The organism is Streptomyces sp. (genome assembly GCF_019510245.1).
In the GTDB taxonomy this organism is placed as follows: Bacteria; Actinomycetota; Actinomycetes; order Streptomycetales; family Streptomycetaceae; genus Streptomyces.
In genome coordinates this window covers 1-23,148 of the sequence record NZ_JAEKKT010000229.1, presented here as the reverse complement: position 1 = coordinate 23,148, position 23,148 = coordinate 1, and the positions used below count along the sequence as shown (strand labels likewise).

Below are 23,148 nucleotides of genomic sequence, written 5' to 3'. Positions count from 1 at the left end.
TGCCCTGGCGCCCCGGCGGTTAACCGGCCTTGCGGACCGGCAGCTTGGCCGTGAACTGCTCCGCCTGGAGCGCGTACAGCTCCGCGTAGACCCCGCCGCTGGCCAGGAGTTCGTCGGGGGTGCCCGACTCCACCACCCGGCCCTGGTCGAGGACGTGCACCAGATCCGCGTGGCGGACCGACGCCAGCCGGTGGGTGATCAGTACGACGGTCTGCCCGTTGCCCGCCAGGGCGCGGATCTTCTCGAAGACCTCCAGCTCGGCCCGGGCGTCCAGGGCGGCCGTCGGCTCGTCCACGATCAGGATGTGGCCGCGCCGGTAGGCGGCCCGCGCGATGCCCAGCCGCTGCCACTGGCCGCCGGACAGCTCGTGGCCGCCGCTGAAGTTGCGGGCCAGCAGGGTGTCCAGGCCGCGCGGCAGGTCCTCGACCACCTCCTGCGCGCCCGCCTCCGCGACCGACGCGGCCAGCCGCTCCTCGGTGAGCGGCGCCGACGAGCGGCCGACGGCCACGTTGACCTTCGCGGTGAACGGCCAGCGCTTGAAGTCCTGGGCGACCATGGCGATGCGCTCGGCGAGCCGGTGCCGGTCGGCCCGGGCCGCGTCGACGCCGTCCCACAGAATGCGGCCGTGGTCCGGCTGGTACAGGCCCGCCAGCAACTTGACCAGGGTGGTCTTGCCGGAACCGTTCTCGCCGACCAGGGCGATGATCCGGCCGAGGGGGAGCGTGAGCGTCACGTCGTCCAGGGCGGGGCGGGCGGCGGCACCACCAGGTTGACCATCAGGTTGATCACCCGATTGATCACCCGATTGATCAGCCGGTTGACCAACCGGGTGATCGCACGGATAGGCGAAGGTGACGTTCTCGAAGCGGATCTCCTCGGGGTCCTCGGGCAGCGGGTCACCGCCGAGCGGGATCGCGCGCTCCGCCGCCTCGACGTACAGCCGCTCCAGGTCGCCCACGAACAACGCTTCCTCGTGCAACGTGTTGATCTCCAGCACGAGGGTGTTCAGGCTCGCGGAGCCGCTGCGGATCGCGATCACCGCCGTACCGGCCACCGACAGGGCCATCGCGCCGCTCAGCAGCAGCCCGCCGAGGGTCGCGTACGTGGCGACGGTCGCGAGGCCGGTCCAGGCCGCCGCGATCAGTCCGGTGCGGGCGGCGAGCCGGGCCAGCCGGGCCTGCTCCGCCTCCGCCGTCTCCGACATCGCCCGGTAGTGCCGCAGCAGGAACGGGCCGACCCCGTGCACCCGGATCTCCGGCGCCGCCTCCGGCTCGGTGAGCAGGGCGCTGATCAGGTGGCCGGCGCGGGCGTGCTGCACCCAGGTGTGGAACGACTCGTAGCGGCGCCGGGCGTTGGTCAGGGCGCCCCAGGCGCTCGGGATCGTCATCGTGATCAGCAGCGGGAGCAGGGCCGGGTGCAGCACGGTCAGCACACCGGCCGCGGTGATCAGCGAGATCATCGCGTTCACCACCCGCGTGCCGTACATGATCATGCGGCGCGCGGAGGAGGCGCCGTACTGCGCCGTGTCCAGCAGTTTGTGGAAGGCGTGGTCCTCGATCGCGGCGAGTTCGACGGCCGCGGCCCGCTCCAGGTACATCTCGGTCGCCACCCGCTCGACCTTGGGCTCCAGGCGGCCGGTGGCGTACGTGGACGCGGCGCGCAACAGGGCGGCCACGAACATGACGGCGGCCATGATCACCAGGGCGGGGGCGGCGCTGCGCAGCCGTTCCTCGATGGCGCCGGTGCCGATCAGCCGCCCGAGCACGCTGTTCACGGCGAGCAGGCTCACGGCCTGGGCGACCCCCACACCCACCTGCGCGGCCAGCACGATCCGAGCGGCCCTGGCGTCCGCCTGCCGGGCCAGCCGCAGACTGGACGCGAGCATGCCGGGCAGCCTGGTCATCATGGCGCGGAAGTCCAGCTCCAGGAAGGCGTTTCCGTGCTGGCTCCAGCCCATGTCGTAGCGGAGCGGTCCGCCGAACAGCAGCTGCTCGGACTCCGACATCTCGGGCGCCGGCGCGTCCTGCCTCTTCCTCACCGCGTTCCTCCCCGGGGCCGTGACCTTGACCGTGAGCGTGTCCGTGTCCGTGTCCGTGGGCGTGTCCCGTGGACGAACGGCCACTATCGCGGGCGGAGCCGCCACCGGGCAGGGCGCGCGACGCGGCTCGTGGGGCGCGGGGGGAGTGCGCAGGGGTACGGCCGGGGGCAGGCCCGAGCCGCGGGGGAGTGCACGCGGGTACGCGGACCGGGGACGTCCCCGAGCCGCAGGGAGGAGCGCCCGAGCCGTAGGGGGCGCGAGGGAGGCGTGGGGCGCGGACCGTGGCGACCCAACCCAGAGCCGCCTGGCGAACCCGAGCCGCCTGGCGGCCCGAGAGCGGCACCGGCGCGATCAGCCGACCCGGGCCTGCGGTCTGCCGGGGGGCACACGTCCACCGGCTGACGCCAGGCTGCCGTTGGCGGGCTTGCGCCGGCCACACTCCAGTCGATCGGTCCCCCGTGCGGCCGAAGCCGCGCAGCGTCACGCGCTCAGGGGGCGGGACCACTCCGGTGTCGTACCCGTCACCCGGCACAGGGCGAGGTACAGCGGTATCGGTGGGGTGTACGGCACCGTGCCCTCGGGGCGGTGGATCAGGCGGGCGGCGCCGGGAAGCTGGGCGCCCGGGCCGTAGCGGGCGGGGGCCGGCCAGGTGAGGGCGTCGTCCGAGTCCGTCGGGACGATCCACCACCAGTGCGTGCCATCGGCGTACACGCATCCCACCCGCGGCAGCCGCGGTACCACCAGCGGCCCGAGCCGCGCCGGCACCGCCACCGCGTCGCAGCCCAGTGGTGCCGTCATGCCGTCGGGAACGGGGAACGACCCGAAGGCGCCATCCGCGGACGACGACCGCCGGTCGCGCTTCAGGCGGATCAGCGTCTCCAGACCCAGCGCATGGCCGGAGCCGGATGCGCCGGTCATGCCCGCCTCCGCCGGGGCACCGGCCCCAGCGCCTCGGACTGCCCCGCCGCGCCGGAGCCCGACGAGGGCCGGGGCACCGACGTGTGCGCCGGTTCGTGGGACGTGCCGCGCGACGGATCCGGAGTGGGGCGCGCACCCCAGCCCAGGTCGTTGCGTGGCTCGGCGGTGTCCCGGGCGGCGTCGGTCCGGCGCGGCAGCTCCGCCCAGACCAGCAGCCCGGGCCCGTGCTCCTGAGCCCCCCACGCCTGGCACAGCGCCTCGACGAGGAGCAACCCCCTCCCGTGCTCCTCCTCCGGGCGCTGCGGGGACGGGTGGGGCTCGTCGGGCGAACAGCCTTCGTCCTGCACGGCGATGCGCACCGTGTCGTCGTGGTCGTGCAGCTCGCACACGACGCGACTGCTCGCGGTGTGCACGATCGCGTTGGTGACCAGCTCGGATATGACCAGGGCGGCGGTGTCGCAGGTGTCCGCGCAGACCGACCAGCCGGTCAACCGGGCGCGCACCAGGCGTCTCGCCTGGGCGGGGGAACCCGGATGAGCGGCCAGCTCGAACCGGAACCGGCGCGTGGCAGTGCCCTCACCTGGGTCGACTGCCTCCCCCGCGCTCGAACGAGTTCGCACGGGAGGACCCCCATCAGCACCGAGACCGAGACGGTCTGCGGCGGCGTCTGTTCCTAAGGGCGCGGACGGAATCACGCTTGCCACTATCTCCCCGCCGTGAACACTTGGCAAGTGTCACTCTGAAAAATGCAGAGTGCTGTGTGACGCGGTGAAGGGCCGTGGCACACTGCTCGCAACAGCATGTCGAGCGGCGCCAGTTGGGATCAGTGAGGATCCGACGGACCGATCCGGCCAATGTGATCGATGCGACCGAGCAGGATGTTCCGGCTGTTACGGCTGATTCGGTCCCACTGGTCGTTCCGGTTGCTCCGTCAGATCGTCGAATGAGTCTTCGAATGGCGCCGCTGGGCTGTCGGCGTGCCGGGTGACACCTGTAGGTGCGTGACCGTGCGTGCGTGACCGCGTACGTGCGTGACCGTATATGTGTGTGGCGGCCGGGACGCCGGTGAGTCCGGCCAGGGAACAGGGACTTCGTGGAGGTGGAGCGTGAGCGAGCCGCGGTCCGCGCCGACGGTGGGGCAGGTGGTCCTCGGTCGGCGCCTCCTCGACCTGCGGGAACGCGCGGGGCTCAAACGTGAGGAGGCCGCCCGCGTGCTCCGCGTGGCGCCGGCCACCGTCCGCCGTATGGAGATGGCCGAGGTCGCCCTCAAGATCCCCTACCTCCAACTGCTCCTGAAGGCCTACGGGGTGGCCGACGACGAGGCCGACCTCTTCGTCCGCCTCGCCGAGGAGGCCAACAGGCCCGGCTGGTGGCAGCGGTTCCACGACATCCTGCCGAGCTGGTTCTCCATGTACGTCAGCCTGGAGGGCGCGGCGAGCCTGATCCGCTCCTACGAGCCGCACTTCGTGCCCGGGCTGCTGCAGACCGAGGACTACGCGCGCGGGGTGCTGAAGTCGGGCGCCGTCGGCCAGACCGAGCCGGAGGAGATCGAACGCCACGTCGCCCTGCGCATGCAACGCCAGGAACTGCTCACCCGTGCCGAGGCCCCCCGCTTCTGGGCGGTGATGGACGAGACCGCCCTGCGCCGCCCGGTCGGCGGTCCGGAGGTGATGCGCGCACAGATCGACCGACTGCTCGACGTCACGAAGCTGCCCAATGTGACACTCCAGGTCGCCCCGTTCTCCAGCGGGCCGCATCCGGGGACGTACGGGCCCTTCGTGCTGTTCCGATTTGCCATGCCCGAACTGCCGGACATGGTCTACAGCGAGTACCTGACTGGCGCCGTCTACCTGGACGCGCGCACCGAGGTGGCGACCCACCTCGAGGTCATGGACCGCATGGCGGCGCAGGCCGCTACGGCACAACGCACGAAGGAGATCCTCCGGGATCTCCGCAAGGAGCTGTGAATGGATCGCATAAAGCCCCAGTCCGGGCCGCGGAACCGCACCGAGCGGATCTACAACGGCATGCCTGCCCGGGAACTGGGCAGCGAGGGCTGGCACAAGCCGTGGAGCGGCGGCAACGGGGGCAACTGCCTGGAGGCGATGAAGCTGGCCGACGGCCGGATCGCCGTCCGCCAGTCGACCGACCCGGACGGGCCGGCGCTGATCTACACCACGGACGAGATGACCGCCTTCATCGAGGGCGCCAAGGCGGGGGAGGCCGACTTCCTGCTCTCCTGAAACTCATCTGTCTGCTTCTGTCTGCTTTTCTTTCTCCTTATTCAACTTCTTTGTAATGGTGCTGAATTGATCATCGACCGCGTCAGACGTTTACGGAGTGCCTCGTGATCGATACCAGCAAGCCGCACCCGGCGCGCATGTACGACTGGTACCTCGGCGGCAAGGACAACTACCCCGTCGACGAGGAGATGGGCCGGCAGATGCTCGCCCTCGACCCCCGGGTGCCGGTGATGGCCCGGGTCAACCGCGCCTTCATGCACCGCGCCACCCGGTGGCTGGCCGAGCACGGCGTACGGCAGTTCCTGGACATCGGCACGGGCATCCCCACCGAGCCCAACCTGCACCAGATCGCCCAGGGCATCGCGCCCGACGCCCGGGTGGTCTACTGCGACAACGACCCGATCGTGCTCGCCCACGCGGCGGCCCTGCTGCGTGGTGCACCCGAGGGCGCGACCGAGTACCTCCAGGCCGACGTGCGCGACCCGGCGGCGATCGTCGCCGGCGCGCGGGCGGTCCTGGACCTCGACCGGCCGGTCGCACTGTCGCTCGTCGCCCTGCTCCACTTCGTCTCCGACGAGGACGGGGCGCACGAGCTGGTCGGCCGACTGCTCTCCGAACTGCCGTCCGGCAGCTACCTGATGATGACTCACGCCACCGCCGACTTCACCCCGGAGGAGTCGGCGGCGGCGATCGCGAAACTCCGGGCGGCCGGGGTCACGCTGGCGTTGCGCTCCCGCGAGGAGTTCGGCCGCTTCTTCGACGGCCTCGAACTCGTCGAGCCGGGCGTGTCGGTGGTCCACCACTGGCACCCGGAGCTGGGCGAGCCGGTACCGGGGCAGGACGACGGGGTCATCCCGGGCTACGGGGCCGTGGCGCGCAAGCCGTAGCTCCTCCGGGGCACGGGCTCCTCTCCCGTGGGCGGCTACACCGTCATCGGCCGGTCGTACGGCGATATCGGCGACGGCAGCCGCGAACTCCCCGTCAGGTAGTGGTCGACGGCCGCCGCGACCGCCCGCCCCTCGGCGATCGCCCACACGATCAGCGACTGGCCGCGAGCCGCGTCCCCGGCGGCGAACACGCCGGGGACGTTCGTGGCGAACCCCGCGTCCCGGGAGATGGTGCCGCGCGGCTTTGTCGCCACCCCCAGCTGGTCGATGAGCCCGTCCTCCCGGTCGGGCCCGGAGAAACCGAGCGCGAGCAGCACCAGGTCGGCCGGGAGCGTCCGCCCGGTCCCCGGCACCTGCAGCCGCGCCTGGTCCACCTCCACCAGATGCAGCGACCGCACATGCCCGTTCCCGTCACCCGTGAAGCGCAGCGTCGACGCCGCGAACAACCGCGCGTCCGCGTCCGCCGAGGGCGCGGCCTCCAGGTCCCGCGCCTCCTCGTGCGCCGCCGACAGCCGGTAGATCTTCGGATACGTCGGCCACGGCTCGACGTCCTCGTCCCGCTCCGCGCCCGGCTGGGCGTAGATGTCCAGCTGGGTCACCGACGCGGCCCGCTCCCGCAGCGCCGTCCCCAGACAGTCCGCCCCCGTGTCGCCCCCGCCCACGATCACCACGTGCTTCCCGGCCGCCGACATCGGCGACTCGGTCAGATCCCCCTCGCACACCCGGTTGGCCAGCGGCAGGTACTCCATCGCCTGGTGTATTCCGTCCAACTCGCGGCCCGGCACCGAAAGTTCCCGCCACGCCGTCGCCCCGGTCGCGATCACCACCGCGTCGTACCGGGCCCGCAGCTCCGTCGCCCGCAGATCCCGCCCGACCGCCACCGACGTACGGAACTTCGTCCCCTCGGCCCGCATCTGGCCCAGCCGCCGTTCCAGATGGCGCTTCTCCATCTTGAACTCCGGGATGCCGTACCGCATCAGCCCGCCGAGCCGGTCGTCCTTCTCGTACACGGCGACCGTGTGCCCGGCCCGGGTCAGCTGCTGCGCCGCCGCGAGCCCGGTCGGCCCGGACCCGATCACCGCCACGGTCCGCCCGGACAGCCGCTCCGGCGGCCGCGGAGAGGCCAACCCCTCCGCCCACGCGTGGTCCGCGATGGCGCACTCGACGTTCTTGATCGTGACGGCGGGCTGGTTGATCGCGAGCACGCATCCCGCCTCGCAGGGCGCCGGACACAACCGTCCCGTGAACTCGGGGAAGTTGTTGGTGGCGTGCAGCCGGTCGCTCGCCGCCCGCCAGTCCTCCCGTGACACCAGGTCGTTCCACTCGGGGATCAGGTTGCCCAGCGGACACGCGTCGTGGCAGAACGGCACCCCGCAGTCCATGCAGCGGTCCGCCTGCTTGCTGATGATCGGCAGCAGCGCGCCGGGGACGTACACCTCGTCCCAGTCCCGGACCCGCTCCTCGACGGGCCGCCGCGGCCACTCCTCGCGCGGCGTGGTCATGAACCCCTTGGGATCGGCCATGGTCGTCTTCCTCGCGTGCGGTACCCCAGGCCGTGCGCCATCGGGCGGCACTCTTCCGGCCACAATACGTCCCCTCGGTTACGCCCGCAGAGTGGCCGACGGCGTCTTCCGGCGGGGGTTCCTCAGGGGAGAACCAGCCCGGTGCCAGCCGGGTGCCAGGCGGGATCCAGCCCCTGTTCAGCCCGTGTCCAGCCGGTGTCCGGCCCGTGTCCGGTCGGGGCCGGTCTGCCCCCACGTCTCCCTCAGGACAGGGCCAGTACGTAGACGACCGCCGCCGCGGCCGACGCGACGGTGCGCACGTGGTTCCAGAGCGTCCACTCACGCACGTACACCGGCCAGTAGGAGACGGCCTCCGGGGTCCCCGGCTCCAGCTTGGCCAGCGCCTCGTTGCGGGGCACGTTCGCCATCGCGGTCAGCCCGAACGAACCGAACAGGTACAGCCCGCTGCCCAGCAGCAGCGCCACCTTCCCGTCGTCCGGCCACACCACGAACGTCACCACCGCGATCATCGCGCACACCACCGCCGACCCCGTGAACACCAGCATGAACGCCGGGGTCAGGGCCGCCCGGTTGATCGCGTTCATCGCGGCGACCCCCTGCGCCGGCGGCAACGAGGCCAGCCCGCGCACCACGAAGGTCGAGAACCCGCAGAACACCCCCGCCACCAGTCCGGCCCCCAGCACCCCCAACAGGACCAGCACGAAATACGGCCCGTCGATCACGACCACCACACCCACTCTCGCCCCTGGACGCCTCCGCCTCTCAGATCAATGCCCACAGGCCACTCCTCCCCATGACTGTGAAGCCCGCCCACCTACACATCCGGCCAGATCCACTCCCGTCTCTGTCCACCTCCGTCCCCCCTCCGGCCGCCCCTGACCCCGTCCCCGCCGCCGTCACCCGGTCAGGCGGATCTCCACCCCGGCCTCCCACTCCCGCAGCACCGTCTCCACGGTCCGCGCGATCCGCCGCCGCGCCTCGTACCGCGGTACCCCGCTCATCAGCAGCTGGTCGTACGGCGTGTCCACGTGCCGTACCCCCGCCACCACGGCCGAGACCACCGCCCCCTCGGTCAGCGCCCGCCCGGCCGCGGTCCGCCCGACCCGCCCGCTGCCCCGCACCGACGCGTGCGCCGCGATCGCCCGGGCCCGCTCCGCCGGGCAGCCGGGGAAGAGGCGCAGGATCTCCGCCGCGAACGCCTCCGCGAACCGCACGTCCTCGGTTGCCCGCCGCCTCGCGTCCCGCGCCCGGCGCCGCCGCCGCGCCTCGGCGTCGGCCAGGCACCGCGCCTCGGCCCGGGCCAGCGCGGCCTCCTCGACCAGGACGCCCTGCCGCTCGTACCGGCTCCTGCGCCGGTTGAACCGGACCACCACCGCCGACAGCGTGCTCTCCTCCCGGGACCGCCGGGTCAGTGCCGTGTCGCCCCGGGGCAGGAACACCAGATGCCCGAGATCGGCGCACTGCAGGCACCGCGGCACCCCGTCCTCCACCACCAGCAGCGACAACGGCCCCCGCCGGCACGCCGCACACCGCCTGTGCCGCAGCGGCTGCACGACCAGAAGCCCACCGTGGTGAGGGGGAGTTGCGAGGCGTGTCATATGCGGTACTTTCCCCTCCCCGGGGACTGATCTCACGTCGTTCGCGCCCTCCCCGTCGGCCGTGCGACGGCGTCCTCCCGCCCGGCCCGCGGCCCGTCGCGCCGACCGTCACCGCTGCCCGGCCCCGGAACCACCCGGAGTGCCCTGACGGCCGACCCGGCATCATGATCCTGTGCGACTCGAAGCGATCACCTGGGACCGGCTCGCCGAGCGTCTCGCCGAGCGGCTGGTCGAACTGAAGCCGGCCGACGCTGCGTCCCGCCTCGCTGCGCCTGGAGCACGGCCGCGGCGACGCGGAGTCGTACTACGGCGGCTGGTTCGACACCAACGCCCTGTGGCGCGAGGTCTTCGGCCCCCTCGACCCCGGCGGGACCGGCCGCGTCCTGCCCGATCTGTGGGACCCGGCCACCGACCGCGCCACCCGCAGCCCCTATGTCCAACTCCCGCCCGGCGGCCTCCTGCTGCTGCACGGCCCGCTCCTGCTGAGGCACTGGTTCCCGTTCGACCTGACCGTCCACCTCCTTCTGACTCCCGGCGCCCTGCACCGCCGTACGCCGGAGACCGACCACTGGACCCTCCCCGCCTTCGAGCGCTACGCGGCCGAGACCGACCCGGCCGGCACGGCCGACGTCCTGGTCCGCGCCGACGACCCGCGGCATCCGGCCTGGAGCGGCTGAGCGGCCCCGCGCCGCAACCCGCCCAGGACCGGTGCGGCCGGGGGCTCAGAGCCAGCCGTTGCGCCTGAAACCGCGGTACAGCACCAGACACGCCGCGGATATGACGCCGATGACGAGCGGATAGCCGAACCGCCAGTGCAGCTCCGGCATGTGGTCGAAGTTCATGCCGTACACACCGCACACCATCGTCGGCACGGCGATCACCGCGGCCCAGGCCGTGATCTTCCGCATGTCCTCGTTCTGCGCCACCGTCACCTGCGCCAGATGCGCCTGGAGGATGGAGTTGAGCAGCTCGTCGAAGGCCGCGATCTGCTCCTTCGCCCGCATCAGGTGGTCGAGCACATCCCTGAAGTAGGCCTGTATCTCCGGGGACACCACCCGCATCGGCCGGGTGGTCAGCTCCTCCATCGGCCGGCCGAGCGGCACCACCGCCCTTTTCAGCTCCAGGAGTTCACGCTTCATCTGGTAGATCCGGCCCGGGTCGGCCCGCGCGCCGTTCTCCGCGAAGACGGCCTCCTCGACCTGGTCGATGTCGCCCTGCACCGCGTCCGTGACGCTCAGGTAGTCGTCGACCACATGGTCCGCGATGGCGTGCAGCACCGCCGCCGGCCCCTTGGCGAGCTGGCTCGGCGTGGCCTCCAACTCCTCGCGCAGCGGGCCCAGCGAGCCGTGCCGGCCGTGCCGCACCGTGATCACGAAGTCCTCGCCGACGAACACCATGATCTCGCCGGTGTCCACCACCTCGCTGGTCGCCGTCAGCTTCTCGTGTTCGACATAGCAGACCGTCTTGAACACCGCGAAGAGCGTCTCGCCGTACCGCTCCACCTTCGGGCGCTGATGGGCCTCGACCGCGTCCTCCACGGCCAGCGGGTGCAGGTCGAACAGCTCGGCGATGCCCGCGAACTCGCTGTCGGTCGGCTCGTGCAGCCCCAGCCAGACGAACCCGGCGCCCCTCTTGCGCACCCGTTCCACCGCGGAGAACAGATCGCTGCACTCGGGAACCCGCACCCCGTCCTCGTACGTCACGCAGTTGACCACCGAGGAGCCCAGCGGGGACCGTGCGTGATGGTTCAGGTCGACGCGGGGCCGCCGCCGGGCCAGCCGCGCCACCCTGCGCAGGCCGCCGGTCCTGCCCAGCCCTGTGACCTTCCGCAGATTCCCTGCCATCGTCATCCGGATCTCCTTGCATGGATCCACTCGCACGCGCTTCCCGCCCTGCCCGGCCAGTCTGCCAGCCCGGTGTGAGACACGGGTAAGCCTGTGGGAAGGGCGAGTTCCGGTTGGTTCCCGCCTGTGGACAACCGGATCTCGACCCGTCTCGCGACCCGTGATCCCACCACTCGGCGGCGGGTCCCGAGTGCCGCCCCCCGACGGCACGCCCACGGTGGCGGAACGTCTGCCGCGGCGGACAAGCCGGTCAGCTGAAATCATCGCTTCATGACACAGGGCGACGGATATCTCCTCGACAACCGCCAGAGTGAGGCCGGACAGCGCTTCGACGCCTTCGCGGACCTCTTCGACCCGACCACCTTCCGTCACCTCGAGGCACTCGGTCTCGGACCGGGGCGGCGCTGCTGGGAGGTCGGTGCCGGCGGCACCTCCGTGGTGTCCTGGCTGGCCGGGAAGGTCGGTCCGACGGGCCGGGTCGTCGCCACCGACATCGACACCTCGCTGCTCGCCGCGGCCAGCCACCCGCCCGTCGAGGTCCGCACCCACGACGTCGGCGCCGAGGAGCCGCCGGGGGAGGACTTCGACCTGGTGCACGCCCGGCTCGTCCTGGTCCATGTGCCGGACCGGGAACGGGCGTTGCGCTCCATGATCAAGGCCCTGCGTCCCGGCGGACGACTGCTGGTCGAGGACGCCGACCCCGCCCTCCAGCCCCTCACCTGCCCTTACGAGTACGGCCCCGAGCAGCAGCTCGCCAACCGCCTGCGCCAGGGCTTCCGCGAACTCCTCGCCGAACGCGGCGCCGACCTCTCGTACGGACGCAAGCTGCCCCGGCTGCTCCGCGAGGCCGGGCTGCACGAGGTGGAGGCCGACGCCTACTTCCCCGTCGCCTCGCCCGCCTGTACCGCCCTGGAGGCCGCCACCGTCCGGCAGATCCGGGGTCGGCTCGTCGCGGCCGGCCTTGCCACCGACGAGGAGATCGACCAGCACCTGGCCCATGTGGCGACGGGCAGCATGGACCTCGTCACGGCCCCGATGATCTCCGCGTGGGGCCGTAAGGCGTAGGCCGGCCGCTTCCTGGCGTCCGCGCAGTGGCCGGCCGGGCCGGTTCCGGGCCGGCACCCTCGCCCCGGTCAGTCAGGGGCGGGCGGTCTGGCACCCACGCGTTCCACCGCTCGTGCACCCGCCCGGCAGCCCAGCTCCGCCGCCTCCCGGGCATCCCGGCCGGCGACCAGCCCGGCGAGGAACGCCCCGGTGAAGGCGTCACCGGCGCCCGTGGTGTCCCGGGGCGTCGCCGGTGCGGCCGGGACCCGGGCGAGGACGCTGCCCGACCGGGCCACCAGGGCGCCGTCCGCCCCTGCCTTGGCCACCACCAGCGGCACCTGGCGGCTCAGCTTGGCCGCGGCGTCCGCCGGATCGGGCAGCCCCGTCAGCAGACAGGCCTCGTCCCGGCTCGGCAGCAGGACGTCGACCCCCTCGGCGAGCGTCAGAAAGCGGTCCACGCCCAGCGCCACGAGGAACCCGGCCGACGCCGGGTCCAGGCTCACCGGCACGCCACGCTCGCGGGCCGCCGCCAGGGCTGTCGCCACCAGCGCCCGGCTCGGCTCGGAGAACAGCAGGTAGCCGGAGAGATGGAGCCGGGCCACGCCGTCGAGCAGCGCGTCCGACCAGTCGGCGGGCTCCAGCCGCAGCGACGCCCCGCTGTCCGTGAGGAAGGTCCGCTCGCCCGAGGCGCCGTTGTCGACCAGGCAGATCACCGTCCCCGTCGCGGCTTCGGGGTCCACCACGAGCCGGGGCCGCACCCCGGCGGCCGCCAGCTCCCGCTCGTGCCACCCGGCCGCGTCCGCGCCCACCCGCCCCAGCAGCCGTACGTCCGCACAGCCCGTCTGCGCTGCCCAGCAGGCCACATTGGCGCCCGCTCCGCCGGGCAGGGTCCGGATCACGGCGGCCGTGTCGGTGCCGGCCGCCAGCGGCCCCCGGTACCGCGCGACGACATCGGTGACGACGTCCCCGACGACCAGCAGCGCCCCGCCCACGCCCCCGCCCGGCGCGGACGCCCGCTCGGTCGTCACCCCCTGGCCCACGCCGAGGCGATCCGCGCCGCCAGCCCGACATTGCCGCGCACGGCCGCCAGATTGGCCTCCAGCGAGGCGCCGTCCGTGTGCCGGACCAGGTAGTCGAGCAGGAACGGCGTGACCGCCTGACCGGCGACCCCCTCCGCGTCGCACGCGTGCAGCGCGTCGGCGAGCACGCGCGCGTGCAGCGCGGGGTCGAGCTGCTCCGCCTCCGGGACGGGGTTGGCGACGATCAGCGCCGAGTCCGCCGCGTCGAGTGCGTCCTGTGCCCGCATGACGTCCGCGACCTGCTCCGGGGACTCGAGCGTCCAGTCGACCGGATGCCCGGAGTCGGACAGATAGAAGCCGGGGAAGCGGTCCGTGCCGTAACCGGCGACGGCCACGCCCAGGGTCTCCAGGCGCTGGAGGGTCGCCGACACGTCCAGGATCGACTTCACGCCCGCGCACACCGCCGTGATCCGGGTGCGTGCCAGCAGCCCCAGGTCGGCGGACTCGTCCTGGGTCGACGTCCACTCACGGTGCACCCCGCCGAGACCGCCGGTCGCGAACACCCGCAGGCCGGCCAGCGCCGCCAGCTGCGCCGTCGCCGACACGGTGGTCGCCCCGCTGGCCCCCGCCGCCACGGCGAGCGGCAGGTCGCGGTGGCCCAGCTTGCGGATCCCGTCCTCGTTGGCGATCCGCTCCAACTGGTCCTTGGCCAGGCCGACATGGGGCCGCCCGTCCAGCACGGCGATGGTGGCGGGCACCGCGCCCGCACGCCGTACCGTGTCCTCCAGCTCCAGTGCCACCTGGAGGTTGCGCGGGCGCGGCAGCCCGTGCGCGATGATCGTGGACTCCAGCGCGACCACCGCGCGACCCGCGCCGAGCGCCTCCCTGACCTCTTCCGACACCGCCAGCACCACGTCTGCCTCCTGTCCGTCGGTCCTCCCTCATCTCTGGCGGGGGCCGTACCCGGCTAAACGCTTGCGGCCTGTGGGGGACGCCACCAGCCTGGGCGGTATGACGAATCACCCGGCACGTCTGGACCATGTCGTCCTCTGGGTCGCCGACCCGGCCGCCGCGGCCGGCTTCTACGAGCGGATGCTCGGCCTGGAGCCGCTCCGGATCGCCGAGTTCACCGCGGGAGAGGTGCCCTTCCCCTCCGTACGCGTCAACGAGGAGACCATCATCGACCTCGCGCCGCTCACCCTCGCCGAGCGCATGCCGGCACTTCCCGGCGCCGCCGGCAGCGCGGGCCACCCCGTGAACCACGTCTGCCTGTCCCTGCCGTCCGACGCCTTCGACGACCTGCGTGCCCGCCTCGCCGAGCACGCCGTCCCCATGACCGACATCGGGCACGACTCCTACGGCGCCCGCGGCACTGCCCCGCGCAACTTCTACTTCAGGGACCCCGACGGCAACGTCGTCGAGGCACGGCACTACGGCTGACCGCCGCGGCGGGGCGCCGCACGGCCGGTTCGGGGACCAGGCCTCAGAACAGCGGCTCGGGCAGCACACCCTCCAGGGCGAGCAGCTTCCGCTTGGTCTCCAGACCGCCCCCGAACCCGCCGATCCCCCCGTCGCTCTCCACGACCCGGTGACAGGGCACGACGACCGGCAGCGGATTGGCGCCCATCGCCGCGCCCACCGCCTGCGCCCCGCCGGGCTGCCCGACGCGTCCCGCCAGGTCGCCGTACCCGACCACCGTGCCGCAGGGGACCCCGGTGGCCAGTTCGCGCAGCACCTGGCGGTTGAAGCCGGAGATCAGCGACCAGTCCAGCGGCAGGTCGAAGTCCTGCCGGCGGCCCGCGAAGTACGCCCGCACCTGGGATATCGCCTCGGCCAGCACCGGCTCCGCGGGATCCTCGACGGGCTCGCTGCCCAGCCGGGCCGCCAGCCGCTCCACCGTCCGCTCCCGCACCGCCTCGGTGGCGTGGAACACCACGTTGACCAGGCCGCTGCCGGTCGCCGCGAGCAGCAGCGGACCGATGTCGGTGCCCACGACGGCCCACACCACCCGCTGCCCGTACTGCCCTTCGCTGTCCATGTGCCCCACCGTACGGCCCGCCACTGACAGTGCCCGTCGCCCCGGCCCGGGTCAGCTCGCGCACAGCGCGGCCCGCACCACGTCCGGCTTGTTGGTGATGATCCCGTCCACGCCGTAACCGACGGCCTTCCAGGTGGTGACCGCGTCGTTCACCGTCCAGGTGAAGACGCGCAGCGGCCTGCCGTGCGGCCCTTCGAACGAGTGCACGTCCTTCACGTAACCGGCGGAGATCGAGTCCACCGACGGGTTGACCAGGTCCACGAAGCCCGCGTACCGGTGCAGGGACCCCACCGACGGTGTTCCGAGGTATCCGGTCGTCACGGCGGGCCGGAGCCCGTGCACGGTGCGCAGACTGCCCGCGCTGAAGCTCTGCACGACGAGCCGGTCCAGATGCCGGCGGTCCAGCCAGCCCTCGCTGTCCAGCAGGCCGAGGATCTGCCGCTCGATGCCGGGATACAGCTCAGGGTTCTTGATCTCCAGGAGCAGCTTCTCGTGGTTGTGCTCGACCCGGCGCATGTACTGCGCCAGCGTCGGCACCCGCGTGCCCCGGTATGAGGGGGCGAACCAGCTGCCCGCGTCCAGCCGGGCGACCTCGGCCGCGGTGAAGTCCTTCACTTTCCAGGGCGCCCGGCCGGGGAAGACCTTCTCGACGTCGGTGGTGCGCCGGAGGCTGTCGTCGTGGATGACGACGAGCCGGCCGTCCTTGGTGCGCTGGACGTCGTTCTCGACCCAGGTGAAGCCCAGCGAGGCCGCCTTGTCGATGGCGGCCAGCGTGTTCTCGGGGGCGTAGGCGGAGGCGCCCCGGTGCGCGAGCACCGTGGGTTCGGCGGCGTCGCCGGCCCGGGCGGCGGGGACGGGGCTCAGCAGGGCTGCGGTTCCCAGCAGCGCGGTGGCCGTGGCGGCGACTGCGCGCGCGTGCATGCGCACTCCTCACGTCGAGCGAATACGGACAGCACAAGAGTGACAGCAGGGAGTCAACAGCGGTCGGGTGCCGGATGGCCACAGATTGAATGGAGTCGTCCAAGCCCGCTCACCGTTGCCGCACAACTGCGGCAAGGGCGTGTTTCTTTGCCGGAAAATCGTTCGACCATTCCGGTGCGGGTCATACTCTCTGCGTCAACCCTGACCGCTCGGGCGGTCCTGGGACGGGGGCGCATGGCACATATTCCGGGACGCAAAGGGTGAAGGGCAGCCGCGCATGCAGGGCACGGTCGACGGATTCAGCTACGGGGTCGTCACCCCGCTGGTGGCCTATCTGATGGCCTGCCTCGGTGGCGCCCTCGGGCTGCGCTGCACGACCCGGGCGATGCTCGTGGCACAGTCCTGGCGGCCCGCCTGGCTCGCCCTCGGCTCGGCGGCGATCGGCTCCGGCATATGGACCATGCACTTCGTCGCCATGATGGGGTTCAGCGTCAAGGAGACGCCGATCCACTACGACAAACCCCTCACCTACGCGAGCCTCGGCCTTGCCGTCGTCATGGTGGGCGTCGGGATCTTCATAGTCGGCTACCGCGGCGCCACCGGGGCCGCGCTCTTCACGGGCGGCACGATCACCGGCCTGGGCATCGCCTCGATGCACTACCTGGGCATGGCCGGACTGCGCCTCAACGGAACCCTGGAGTACAACACGCTCACGGTGGCCGCATCGGTGGTGATAGGGGTCGTCGCGGCCACCTCGGCCCTGTGGGCGGCCGGACAGGTCCGCGGCTTCCTGTGGAGCGTCGGCGCGAGCCTCGTCATGGGAGTCGCCGTGAGCGGCATGCACTACACCGGCATGGCCGCCCTCACCGTCCACCTCCACAGCGCCGGCGTGACGTCCCCGGGCGATTCTCCCGCCTCCCTGCTCGCCCCCATGCTGATCGGCCCGCTGGCCTTCCTCTGCCTGGCCGCCGTCGTCGTGATCTTCGACCCGCTGATGGTCACGGGCAGACCCGGCCGGCTCCGCGTGGAGCACAAGCCGGGCGTCCCGGCCGACGAGGTCACCCACCACCCGAGCCGCCGCCCGCAGCTGCGCGTCGGCCGTCAGCCGAGCCACCACAGCGCGCGCACCCCGCAGAACCGCTGATCAGAACCGGTTGTCAGTGCGGGGTCGTACGGTAGAACCCATGCGGCCCGTTTCCCACATCGAACGCACGGTGGCGCCCTTCGAGGTCGTCAGCCCGTACCAGCCCAGCGGCGACCAGCCGGCGGCCATCGCCGACCTGGCCAGGCGCATCGAGGCCGGTGAGAGGGACGTCGTCCTCCTCGGCGCGACCGGCACCGGCAAGTCCGCCACCACCGCGTGGATGATCGAGAAGCTCCAGCGCCCCACCCTGGTGATGGCGCCGAACAAGACGCTGGCCGCCCAGCTGGCCAACGAGTTCCGCGAGCTTCTTCCGAACAACGCGGTCGAATACTTCGTCTCGTACTACGACTACTACCAGCCCGAGGCCTACGTCCCGCAGTCGGACACCTACATCGAGAAGGACTCCTCGATCAACGAGGAGGTCGAGCGGCTGCGCCACTCCGCCACCAACTCACTGCTCACGCGCCGCGACGTGATCGTGGTCGCCTCGGTCTCCTGCATCTACGGTCTCGGTACCCCGCAGGAGTACGTCGACCGCATGGTCCCGCTGCGGGTCGGCGACGAGATCGACCGCGACGACCTGCTGCGCCGCTTCGTGGACATCCAGTACACGCGCAACGACCTGGCGTTCACCCGCGGCACCTTCCGCGTCCGCGGCGACACCATCGAGATCTTCCCGGTCTACGAGGAGCTCGCCGTCCGCATCGAGATGTTCGGCGACGAGATCGAGGCGCTGTCCACCCTGCACCCGCTCACCGGCGAGATCATCAGCGACGACCGGCAGCTGTACGTCTTCCCGGCCTCCCACTACGTCGCGGGCCCCGAACGCATGGAGCGGGCCGTCAACGACATCGAGAAGGAGCTGGGGGAGCGCCTGGCCGAGCTGGAGAAGCAGGGCAAGCTCCTGGAGGCCCAGCGGCTGCGCATGCGGACCACGTACGACATCGAGATGCTCCGCCAGATCGGCTCCTGCTCCGGCGTGGAGAACTACTCGATGCACTTCGACGGCCGCCTGCCCGGGTCCCCGCCGAACACCCTGCTCGACTACTTCCCGGAGGACTTCCTCCTCGTCATCGACGAGTCGCATGTCACCGTGCCGCAGATCGGTGCCATGTACGAGGGCGACGCCTCCCGCAAGCGCACCCTCGTCGACCACGGGTTCCGGCTGCCCTCCGCCCTGGACAACCGCCCCCTGAAGTGGGAGGAGTTCCAGGAGCGCATCGGGCAGGCCGTGTATCTGTCGGCGACCCCCGGCACGTACGAGATCTCCCGCTCGGACGGCGTCGTCGAACAGATCATCCGTCCCACCGGGCTCGTCGACCCCCAGGTCGTCGTCAAGCCCACCGAGGGCCAGATCGACGACCTGGTGCACGAGATCCGCAAGCGCACCGAGAAGGACGAGCGGGTCCTGGTCACCACGCTCACCAAGAAGATGGCCGAGGACCTCACGGACTACTTCCTGGAGCTCGGCATCCAGGTGCGCTACCTGCACAGCGATGTCGACACCCTGCGCCGTGTCGAGCTGCTGCGTGAGCTGCGCTCCGGCGAGTACGACGTCCTGGTCGGCATCAACCTCCTCCGCGAGGGCCTCGACCTGCCCGAGGTGTCTCTGGTGGCGATCCTCGACGCCGACAAGGAGGGCTTCCTGCGCTCGGGCACCTCGCTGATCCAGACCATCGGCCGTGCGGCGCGCAACGTCTCCGGCAAGCAGGTCGCCTACAACAAGGCCCACGGCATCGACCCGCAGCCGCTCCGGAAGAAGATCAACGACATCGTCGCGCAGATCGCCCGCGAGGAGGTCGACACCGAACAGCTGCTCGGCTCGGGCTATCGCAAGCTGAAGGACGGCAAGGGGGCCAAGGCACCCGTTCCGTCCCTGGGCGACAAGGCGGCCAAGGGCGCGAAGGCCGGCAAGGCCGTCAAGGGCAAGGCAGCGGAAACAGTGCCCACCGACCGTCCGGCTGCTGAACTCGCCGAGCAGATCGAGGAGATGACGGAGCGTATGCGGGCCGCCGCCGCTGATCTGCAGTTCGAGATCGCGGCCCGGCTGCGCGACGAGGTGTCCGAGATGAAGAAGGAACTGCGCCAGATGAGGGAGGCGGGCCTGGCCTGACGCCTGGGCCGCCACCGGACCCCGGTATGGGCGCGAAGTGTTGCAAGACCGACACAAAGCGTGGGCCGGGGTTCGGCGCTGTCAGCGGCGCTGCATAGGGTTTCGGGCAGCCGCGCACTTCGCGGCCACTGGGGACATCCGACGAGGGGAAGCAGCCGTGACCGTCAACATGACCAAGGGTCAGGCCATCAGCCTGGAGAAGAAGGACGGCGGCTCCCTGAGCGCGGTCCGCATGGGTCTTGGCTGGAAGGCGGCGCCCCGGCGCGGGCTGTTCGGTTCGCGCACCCGCGAGATCGACCTGGACGCCTCGGCGGTGCTGTTCGCCGACAAGCAGCCCGTCGACGTCGTGTTCTTCCGGCACCTGGTGAGCGACGACGGCTCGGTCCGCCACACGGGCGACAACCTCGTCGGCGGCGCCGGCCAGGGCGGCGACGACGAGGCCATCCTCGTCGACCTCGCGCGCGTGCCGGTCCACGTCGACCAGATCATCTTCACCGTCAACTCCTTCACCGGCCAGACCTTCCAGGAAGTGCAGAACGCCTTCTGCCGGCTGGTCGACGAGAGCACCGGCCAGGAACTCGCCCGGTACACGCTCGACGGCGGCGGCGAGTACACCGCCCAGATCATGGCGAAGGTGCACCGGTCGGGATCAGGCTGGACGATGACGGCCCTGGGCGTCCCGGCCAAGGGCCGCACCTTCCAGGACCTGGTGCCGGCGATCCTGCCGATCCTGTAGGCGGTCGCCCACCGCGGTGCCGCGGACTCCGGACCACCCGATGCGGCACTTCCGGCGGAGCGCTCAGCTGCGGCCCGACGGCACACGAGGACACGACACACAGGGGGACGTGGGCAATGACGGCCGAGCTGGTGCGCGGGCAGAACCATCCGCTCTCGCGGAACCGGATCGAGATCCGGATCTCGGCCGACGTGCCGGTCGTGGCCGGGGCCACCCTCTCCGACGAGAACGGCCGGGTACGGGGTGCCGACGGGGTGGCCCATCCGGGCGCGCCCACACTGCCCGGGATCGAGGTCTCCCGGCAGGCGGCCGCCGAACACCGGCTCGCCGTCGACCTCGACGCGATGCCCGAGACCGTGCACCGGGTCAACGTCCTGATCGCCCTGCCCGCCGTGCCCGGCGGCCCGTTCCGCTTCGGTGCCCTCGCCGCACCGCGCGCCGCGGTCACCGGTCTCGACGGCACCGAGGTCGCCGGCTACACGCTCACCGGCCTGGACGCCGAATCGGCGGTCGTCGCCCTGGAGCTCTACCGCCGCCAGGCCGCCTGGAAGATCCGCGCGGTGGGCCAGGGCTACGCGGAGGGCCTGACAGGGCTCCTCGCCGACCAGGGCCTGCCCCAGGCCGCCGAACTCGCCCGGGGGATCCAGGAAGCGGTGGCGCGCGGCCTGGCCCGCTCGGTCCCGGCCCGCACCGCAGACACTGACCGCTCCCGGCGTACGGCCGCCTCCGTCACCGGCCCCGACCTGGCGGGCACCGCCCCCGCGGCCGGGTTCCCGTACGACCTCCAGGCAGCCGGCGACAGCGCCGGCCGACCAGCCCCCTCCGACGGGTCCGTCGAGAGGGGGCCGACGCCCGACGGCGGCGTGCCGGCCTCCGGCGGCCCGGGCGTCCCGGCCGCCGCTCCCACCGGCGGACCCGTCGACTACACCCATCCGAAGCGCCGCCAGACGCCCCGGCCCCCGGCCCCCGAGGCTCCGGCCCCGGCGGACGGACCCCCGCCGCCCGTCGCGGGTGACGCCGCCGGCTGGTCCATGGACGAGCGGCTCTACAACCAGGTCTGGGGCATGTTCGAGGACCTGGCCCGCTCCACCGCCGCCTATCGCAGCGCTCTCGACTTCGCCGAGTCGCGCATGGAGAAGGAGCTCGACCAGCTCCTCTCCGACCCGCGCAGCCGCCTGGGCTCGGCGGGCGACGCCGCGCGCGAGGCGGCCCAGGCCCGGCAGGCCCAGCTGGCCGACCAGGCGCGAGCGGCCCTCGACCGGGACCTCGCGCAGCTCACCGCCGAGTCCGAGGTCGTCGAGCCCGCGCTGGCGCCCGCGTACGCCCGTTGGGACAACCCGGTCTGGCACGGGTACCGGGTGCCGACGGAGCCGCCGATGGCCGTCAGACTGGGTGACCTCCACCTCCCGGAGAGCGCCCCGCTGCGCATCCCGATGCTGGTCAGGCTGCCTTTGGAGCGGGGCCTGTGGGTCGACAGCGGTGTACCCGACGGATCCCCGTTCGAGGAGGCGGGTGAGGTGCGGCACCTCGCCCTGCAGACGGCGGTGGCGCTCGCGGCCCGGCTGCTCGCCGTCCATCCGGCGGGGGAGTTCGGCGTGCAGGTCATCGATCCGGCGGGTGCCGGTGCGTCCGCGTTCGCACCGCTGACGGGGGCCGGTGCGCTGGATGCGCCGCCCGCGACGGGCGCCGCCGGTGTGGCGGGTGTGCTGGGTCGGCTCACGGAGCGCGTCGACCTGGTGCAGATGGCGGTGCGGGGCGGTGCGTCCGACGCCCTGCCGGCCGGTCTGGACACCTCGCGGCAGCTGCTGGTCGTGAACGACTTCCCGCACGGCTTCGATGACCGGGCCGTCACACAGCTGCGCTATCTCGCGGACGACGGCCCTGACGTCGGCGTCCATCTCCTACTGGTCGCCGACCGTGAGGAAGCCGCCGCCTACGGCCCGCTGCTCGTCCCGCTCTGGCGTTCACTGATGAGACTCACGCCGGTGCCGGACGATCACTTGGCCGACCCGTGGGTGGGGCATGCCTGGACGTACGAGCCCGGCCTCGTGCCGCCCGGAAGCCAGGTGCTCCAGCAGGTGCTCACCCGGGTCGCCGCAGCCCGCACCAAGCGCATGTAAACTCCTCTGACCAGTCAACTTGGTCTTTCTTTTGCCAATCGCTTTACCTTTCCTTGGTGATTGGGGTAGTGTTTTCCGCACGGAGGGGAGTACTCCCTGTCTGCTGCGGCGTACCCGTCAATACGGATCCGGTCGGATCCCGGGGCGTCGGCCCGTCCCGGGTGGAAGAGACCTCCGGTAGCGCAACGCCGAATCTTTGCCGTTCACTAACCGGAGGCAACAGTGGATGTATCCGCGACCCTGTGGGTCCTCACCATCCTGGGGCTGGCCGCCCTGATCGCGGTCGACTTCTTCATCGGCCGCAAGCCGCATGACGTGTCCGTCAAGGAAGCCGGGATCTGGACCGTCGTCTGGATCGCCCTGGCGGGACTCTTCGGCCTCGGCCTGCTCGTCTTCGGCGGCGGCCAGCCCGCCGGCGAGTTCTTCGCGGGCTTCATCACCGAGAAGTCGCTGAGCGTCGACAACCTCTTCGTCTTCGTCCTGATCATGGCGAAGTTCGCCGTTCCCTCGCAGTACCAGCAGCGGGTGCTGCTCGTCGGTGTCCTCATAGCCCTGATGCTGCGAGCCGTCTTCATCGCCGCGGGCGCCGCGATCCTCGCCAGCTTCTCCTGGGTCTTCTACCTCTTCGGCGCCTTCCTGATCTGGACCGCCTGGAAGCTGATCCAGGAGGCCCGGGCCGACCAGGAGGAAGAGGAGTTCGAGGAGAACAAGCTGCTCAAGGCCGCCGAGCGCAGGTTCGGTGTGGCCGACCGCTACCACGGCACCAAGCTGTGGATCCAGCAGAACGGCAAGCGGGTCATGACCCCGATGCTGGTCGTGATGCTCGCGATCGGTACGACCGACGTCCTGTTCGCCCTGGACTCCATCCCGGCGATCTTCGGCCTCACCCAGCAGGTCTATCTGGTCGTCACCGCGACGGCGTTCTCACTGCTCGGCCTCCGGCAGCTGTACTTCCTGATCGA

21 protein-coding genes and 1 pseudogene are annotated in these 23,148 nt (G+C 71.8%); 11 read left to right on the top strand and 11 right to left on the bottom strand.

Features of this window, described 5'->3' with window-relative positions; all coding sequences use genetic code 11:
• Positions 1-19: 19 nt before the first annotated feature.
• From JF597_RS45070 to JF597_RS45060, 3 genes are all read right to left on the bottom strand, one after another.
• On the bottom strand, positions 20-2,005 hold the full coding sequence (locus JF597_RS45070; protein WP_294010775.1) for an ABC transporter ATP-binding protein: 1,986 nt from the start codon (positions 2,003-2,005) through the stop codon (positions 20-22).
• A gap of 513 nt (positions 2,006-2,518) precedes the next feature.
• The gene (locus JF597_RS45065; protein ID WP_294010723.1) at positions 2,519-2,956 is read right to left on the bottom strand and encodes a hypothetical protein; all 438 of its coding nucleotides are present in this window, start codon (positions 2,954-2,956) and stop codon (positions 2,519-2,521) included.
• Positions 2,953-3,660: an ATP-binding protein gene (locus JF597_RS45060; protein ID WP_366916539.1), complete on the bottom strand. Its 708-nt coding sequence runs from the start codon at positions 3,658-3,660 to the stop codon at positions 2,953-2,955. Before JF597_RS45060 ends, JF597_RS45065 begins: the two co-directional genes overlap by 4 nt.
• Before the next feature lie 402 nt (positions 3,661-4,062).
• Between JF597_RS45060 and JF597_RS45055 the strand changes: the two genes are divergently transcribed.
• The 3 genes from JF597_RS45055 to JF597_RS45045 all read left to right on the top strand — a co-directional run bounded on the left by JF597_RS45055 (position 4,063) and on the right by JF597_RS45045 (position 6,086).
• The gene (locus tag JF597_RS45055) at positions 4,063-4,923 is read left to right on the top strand and encodes a helix-turn-helix transcriptional regulator (RefSeq protein ID WP_294010719.1); all 861 of its coding nucleotides are present in this window, start codon (positions 4,063-4,065) and stop codon (positions 4,921-4,923) included.
• Positions 4,924-5,199 (top strand): DUF397 domain-containing protein, encoded by a 276-nt coding sequence (locus tag JF597_RS45050; protein WP_089100964.1) that lies wholly within the window; start codon positions 4,924-4,926, stop codon positions 5,197-5,199.
• A 104-nt stretch (positions 5,200-5,303) separates the two neighbouring features.
• A complete protein-coding gene (locus JF597_RS45045; RefSeq protein ID WP_294010716.1) occupies positions 5,304-6,086 on the top strand; it encodes an SAM-dependent methyltransferase in 783 nt (260 codons plus the stop codon).
• 35 nt (positions 6,087-6,121) lie between these two features.
• Here JF597_RS45045 and JF597_RS45040 read toward each other — a convergent pair whose 3' ends face one another.
• The 3 genes from JF597_RS45040 to JF597_RS45030 all read right to left on the bottom strand — a co-directional run bounded on the left by JF597_RS45040 (position 6,122) and on the right by JF597_RS45030 (position 9,207).
• Positions 6,122-7,609, bottom strand: a complete 1,488-nt coding sequence (locus tag JF597_RS45040; protein WP_294010713.1) for a glutamate synthase subunit beta — start codon at positions 7,607-7,609, stop codon at positions 6,122-6,124.
• Positions 7,610-7,851: 242 nt separating this feature from the next.
• Positions 7,852-8,331 carry an anthrone oxygenase family protein gene (locus tag JF597_RS45035; protein ID WP_294010772.1) on the bottom strand — a complete coding sequence of 160 codons (480 nt, stop codon included), beginning with the start codon at positions 8,329-8,331 and terminating at the stop codon, positions 7,852-7,854.
• 174 nt (positions 8,332-8,505) lie between these two features.
• Entirely contained in the window at positions 8,506-9,207 is a 702-nt protein-coding gene (locus JF597_RS45030) for a DUF2293 domain-containing protein (RefSeq protein ID WP_294010710.1), read from the bottom strand.
• A gap of 172 nt (positions 9,208-9,379) precedes the next feature.
• Between JF597_RS45030 and JF597_RS45025 the strand changes: the two are divergent.
• Positions 9,380-9,884: pseudogene (locus tag JF597_RS45025) on the top strand (uridine kinase).
• A gap of 45 nt (positions 9,885-9,929) precedes the next feature.
• On the opposite strand, the gene JF597_RS45020 reads toward JF597_RS45025, so the two are convergent.
• The gene (locus tag JF597_RS45020) at positions 9,930-11,057 is read right to left on the bottom strand and encodes a magnesium and cobalt transport protein CorA (protein WP_294010708.1); all 1,128 of its coding nucleotides are present in this window, start codon (positions 11,055-11,057) and stop codon (positions 9,930-9,932) included.
• Between the two features lie 264 nt (positions 11,058-11,321).
• On the opposite strand from JF597_RS45020, the gene JF597_RS45015 reads away from it, so the two are divergent.
• Positions 11,322-12,116, top strand: a complete 795-nt coding sequence (locus tag JF597_RS45015; RefSeq protein WP_294010706.1) for a methyltransferase domain-containing protein — start codon at positions 11,322-11,324, stop codon at positions 12,114-12,116.
• Positions 12,117-12,184: 68 nt separating this feature from the next.
• Here JF597_RS45015 and JF597_RS45010 read toward each other — a convergent pair whose 3' ends face one another.
• Both JF597_RS45010 and JF597_RS45005 read right to left on the bottom strand, forming a co-directional pair.
• Entirely contained in the window at positions 12,185-13,135 is a 951-nt protein-coding gene (locus JF597_RS45010; RefSeq protein ID WP_294010704.1) for a carbohydrate kinase family protein, read from the bottom strand.
• Positions 13,120-14,028, bottom strand: coding sequence for a pseudouridine-5'-phosphate glycosidase (locus JF597_RS45005; RefSeq protein WP_294010701.1), 909 nt, complete (start codon positions 14,026-14,028; stop codon positions 13,120-13,122). The genes JF597_RS45010 and JF597_RS45005 overlap by 16 nt, the downstream gene beginning before the upstream one ends.
• Before the next feature lie 97 nt (positions 14,029-14,125).
• On the opposite strand from JF597_RS45005, the gene JF597_RS45000 reads away from it, so the two are divergent.
• A complete protein-coding gene (locus tag JF597_RS45000) occupies positions 14,126-14,554 on the top strand; it encodes a VOC family protein (protein WP_294010699.1) in 429 nt (142 codons plus the stop codon).
• Between the two features lie 43 nt (positions 14,555-14,597).
• On the opposite strand, the gene JF597_RS44995 is transcribed toward JF597_RS45000, so the two are convergent.
• Positions 14,598-15,152 (bottom strand): methylated-DNA--[protein]-cysteine S-methyltransferase, encoded by a 555-nt coding sequence (locus JF597_RS44995; RefSeq protein WP_294010697.1) that lies wholly within the window; start codon positions 15,150-15,152, stop codon positions 14,598-14,600.
• A gap of 51 nt (positions 15,153-15,203) precedes the next feature.
• Positions 15,204-16,073 (bottom strand): glycerophosphodiester phosphodiesterase family protein, encoded by an 870-nt coding sequence (locus tag JF597_RS44990; RefSeq protein ID WP_294010695.1) that lies wholly within the window; start codon positions 16,071-16,073, stop codon positions 15,204-15,206.
• Between the two features lie 277 nt (positions 16,074-16,350).
• On the opposite strand from JF597_RS44990, the gene JF597_RS44985 reads away from it, so the two are divergent.
• The 5 genes from JF597_RS44985 to JF597_RS44965 all read left to right on the top strand — a co-directional run.
• Entirely contained in the window at positions 16,351-17,217 is an 867-nt protein-coding gene (locus JF597_RS44985; protein WP_294010692.1) for an MHYT domain-containing protein, read from the top strand.
• A 40-nt stretch (positions 17,218-17,257) separates the two neighbouring features.
• Positions 17,258-19,330, top strand: a complete 2,073-nt coding sequence (uvrB, locus tag JF597_RS44980) for an excinuclease ABC subunit UvrB (RefSeq protein WP_294010689.1) — start codon at positions 17,258-17,260, stop codon at positions 19,328-19,330.
• Positions 19,331-19,487: 157 nt separating this feature from the next.
• Entirely contained in the window at positions 19,488-20,066 is a 579-nt protein-coding gene (locus JF597_RS44975; RefSeq protein ID WP_294010686.1) for a TerD family protein, read from the top strand.
• A gap of 116 nt (positions 20,067-20,182) precedes the next feature.
• Positions 20,183-22,186 (top strand): TerD family protein, encoded by a 2,004-nt coding sequence (locus JF597_RS44970; RefSeq protein WP_294010684.1) that lies wholly within the window; start codon positions 20,183-20,185, stop codon positions 22,184-22,186.
• Between the two features lie 222 nt (positions 22,187-22,408).
• Positions 22,409-23,148 (top strand): TerC/Alx family metal homeostasis membrane protein (locus tag JF597_RS44965; protein WP_294010681.1); only part of this gene is annotated, 740 nt, incomplete at its 3' end.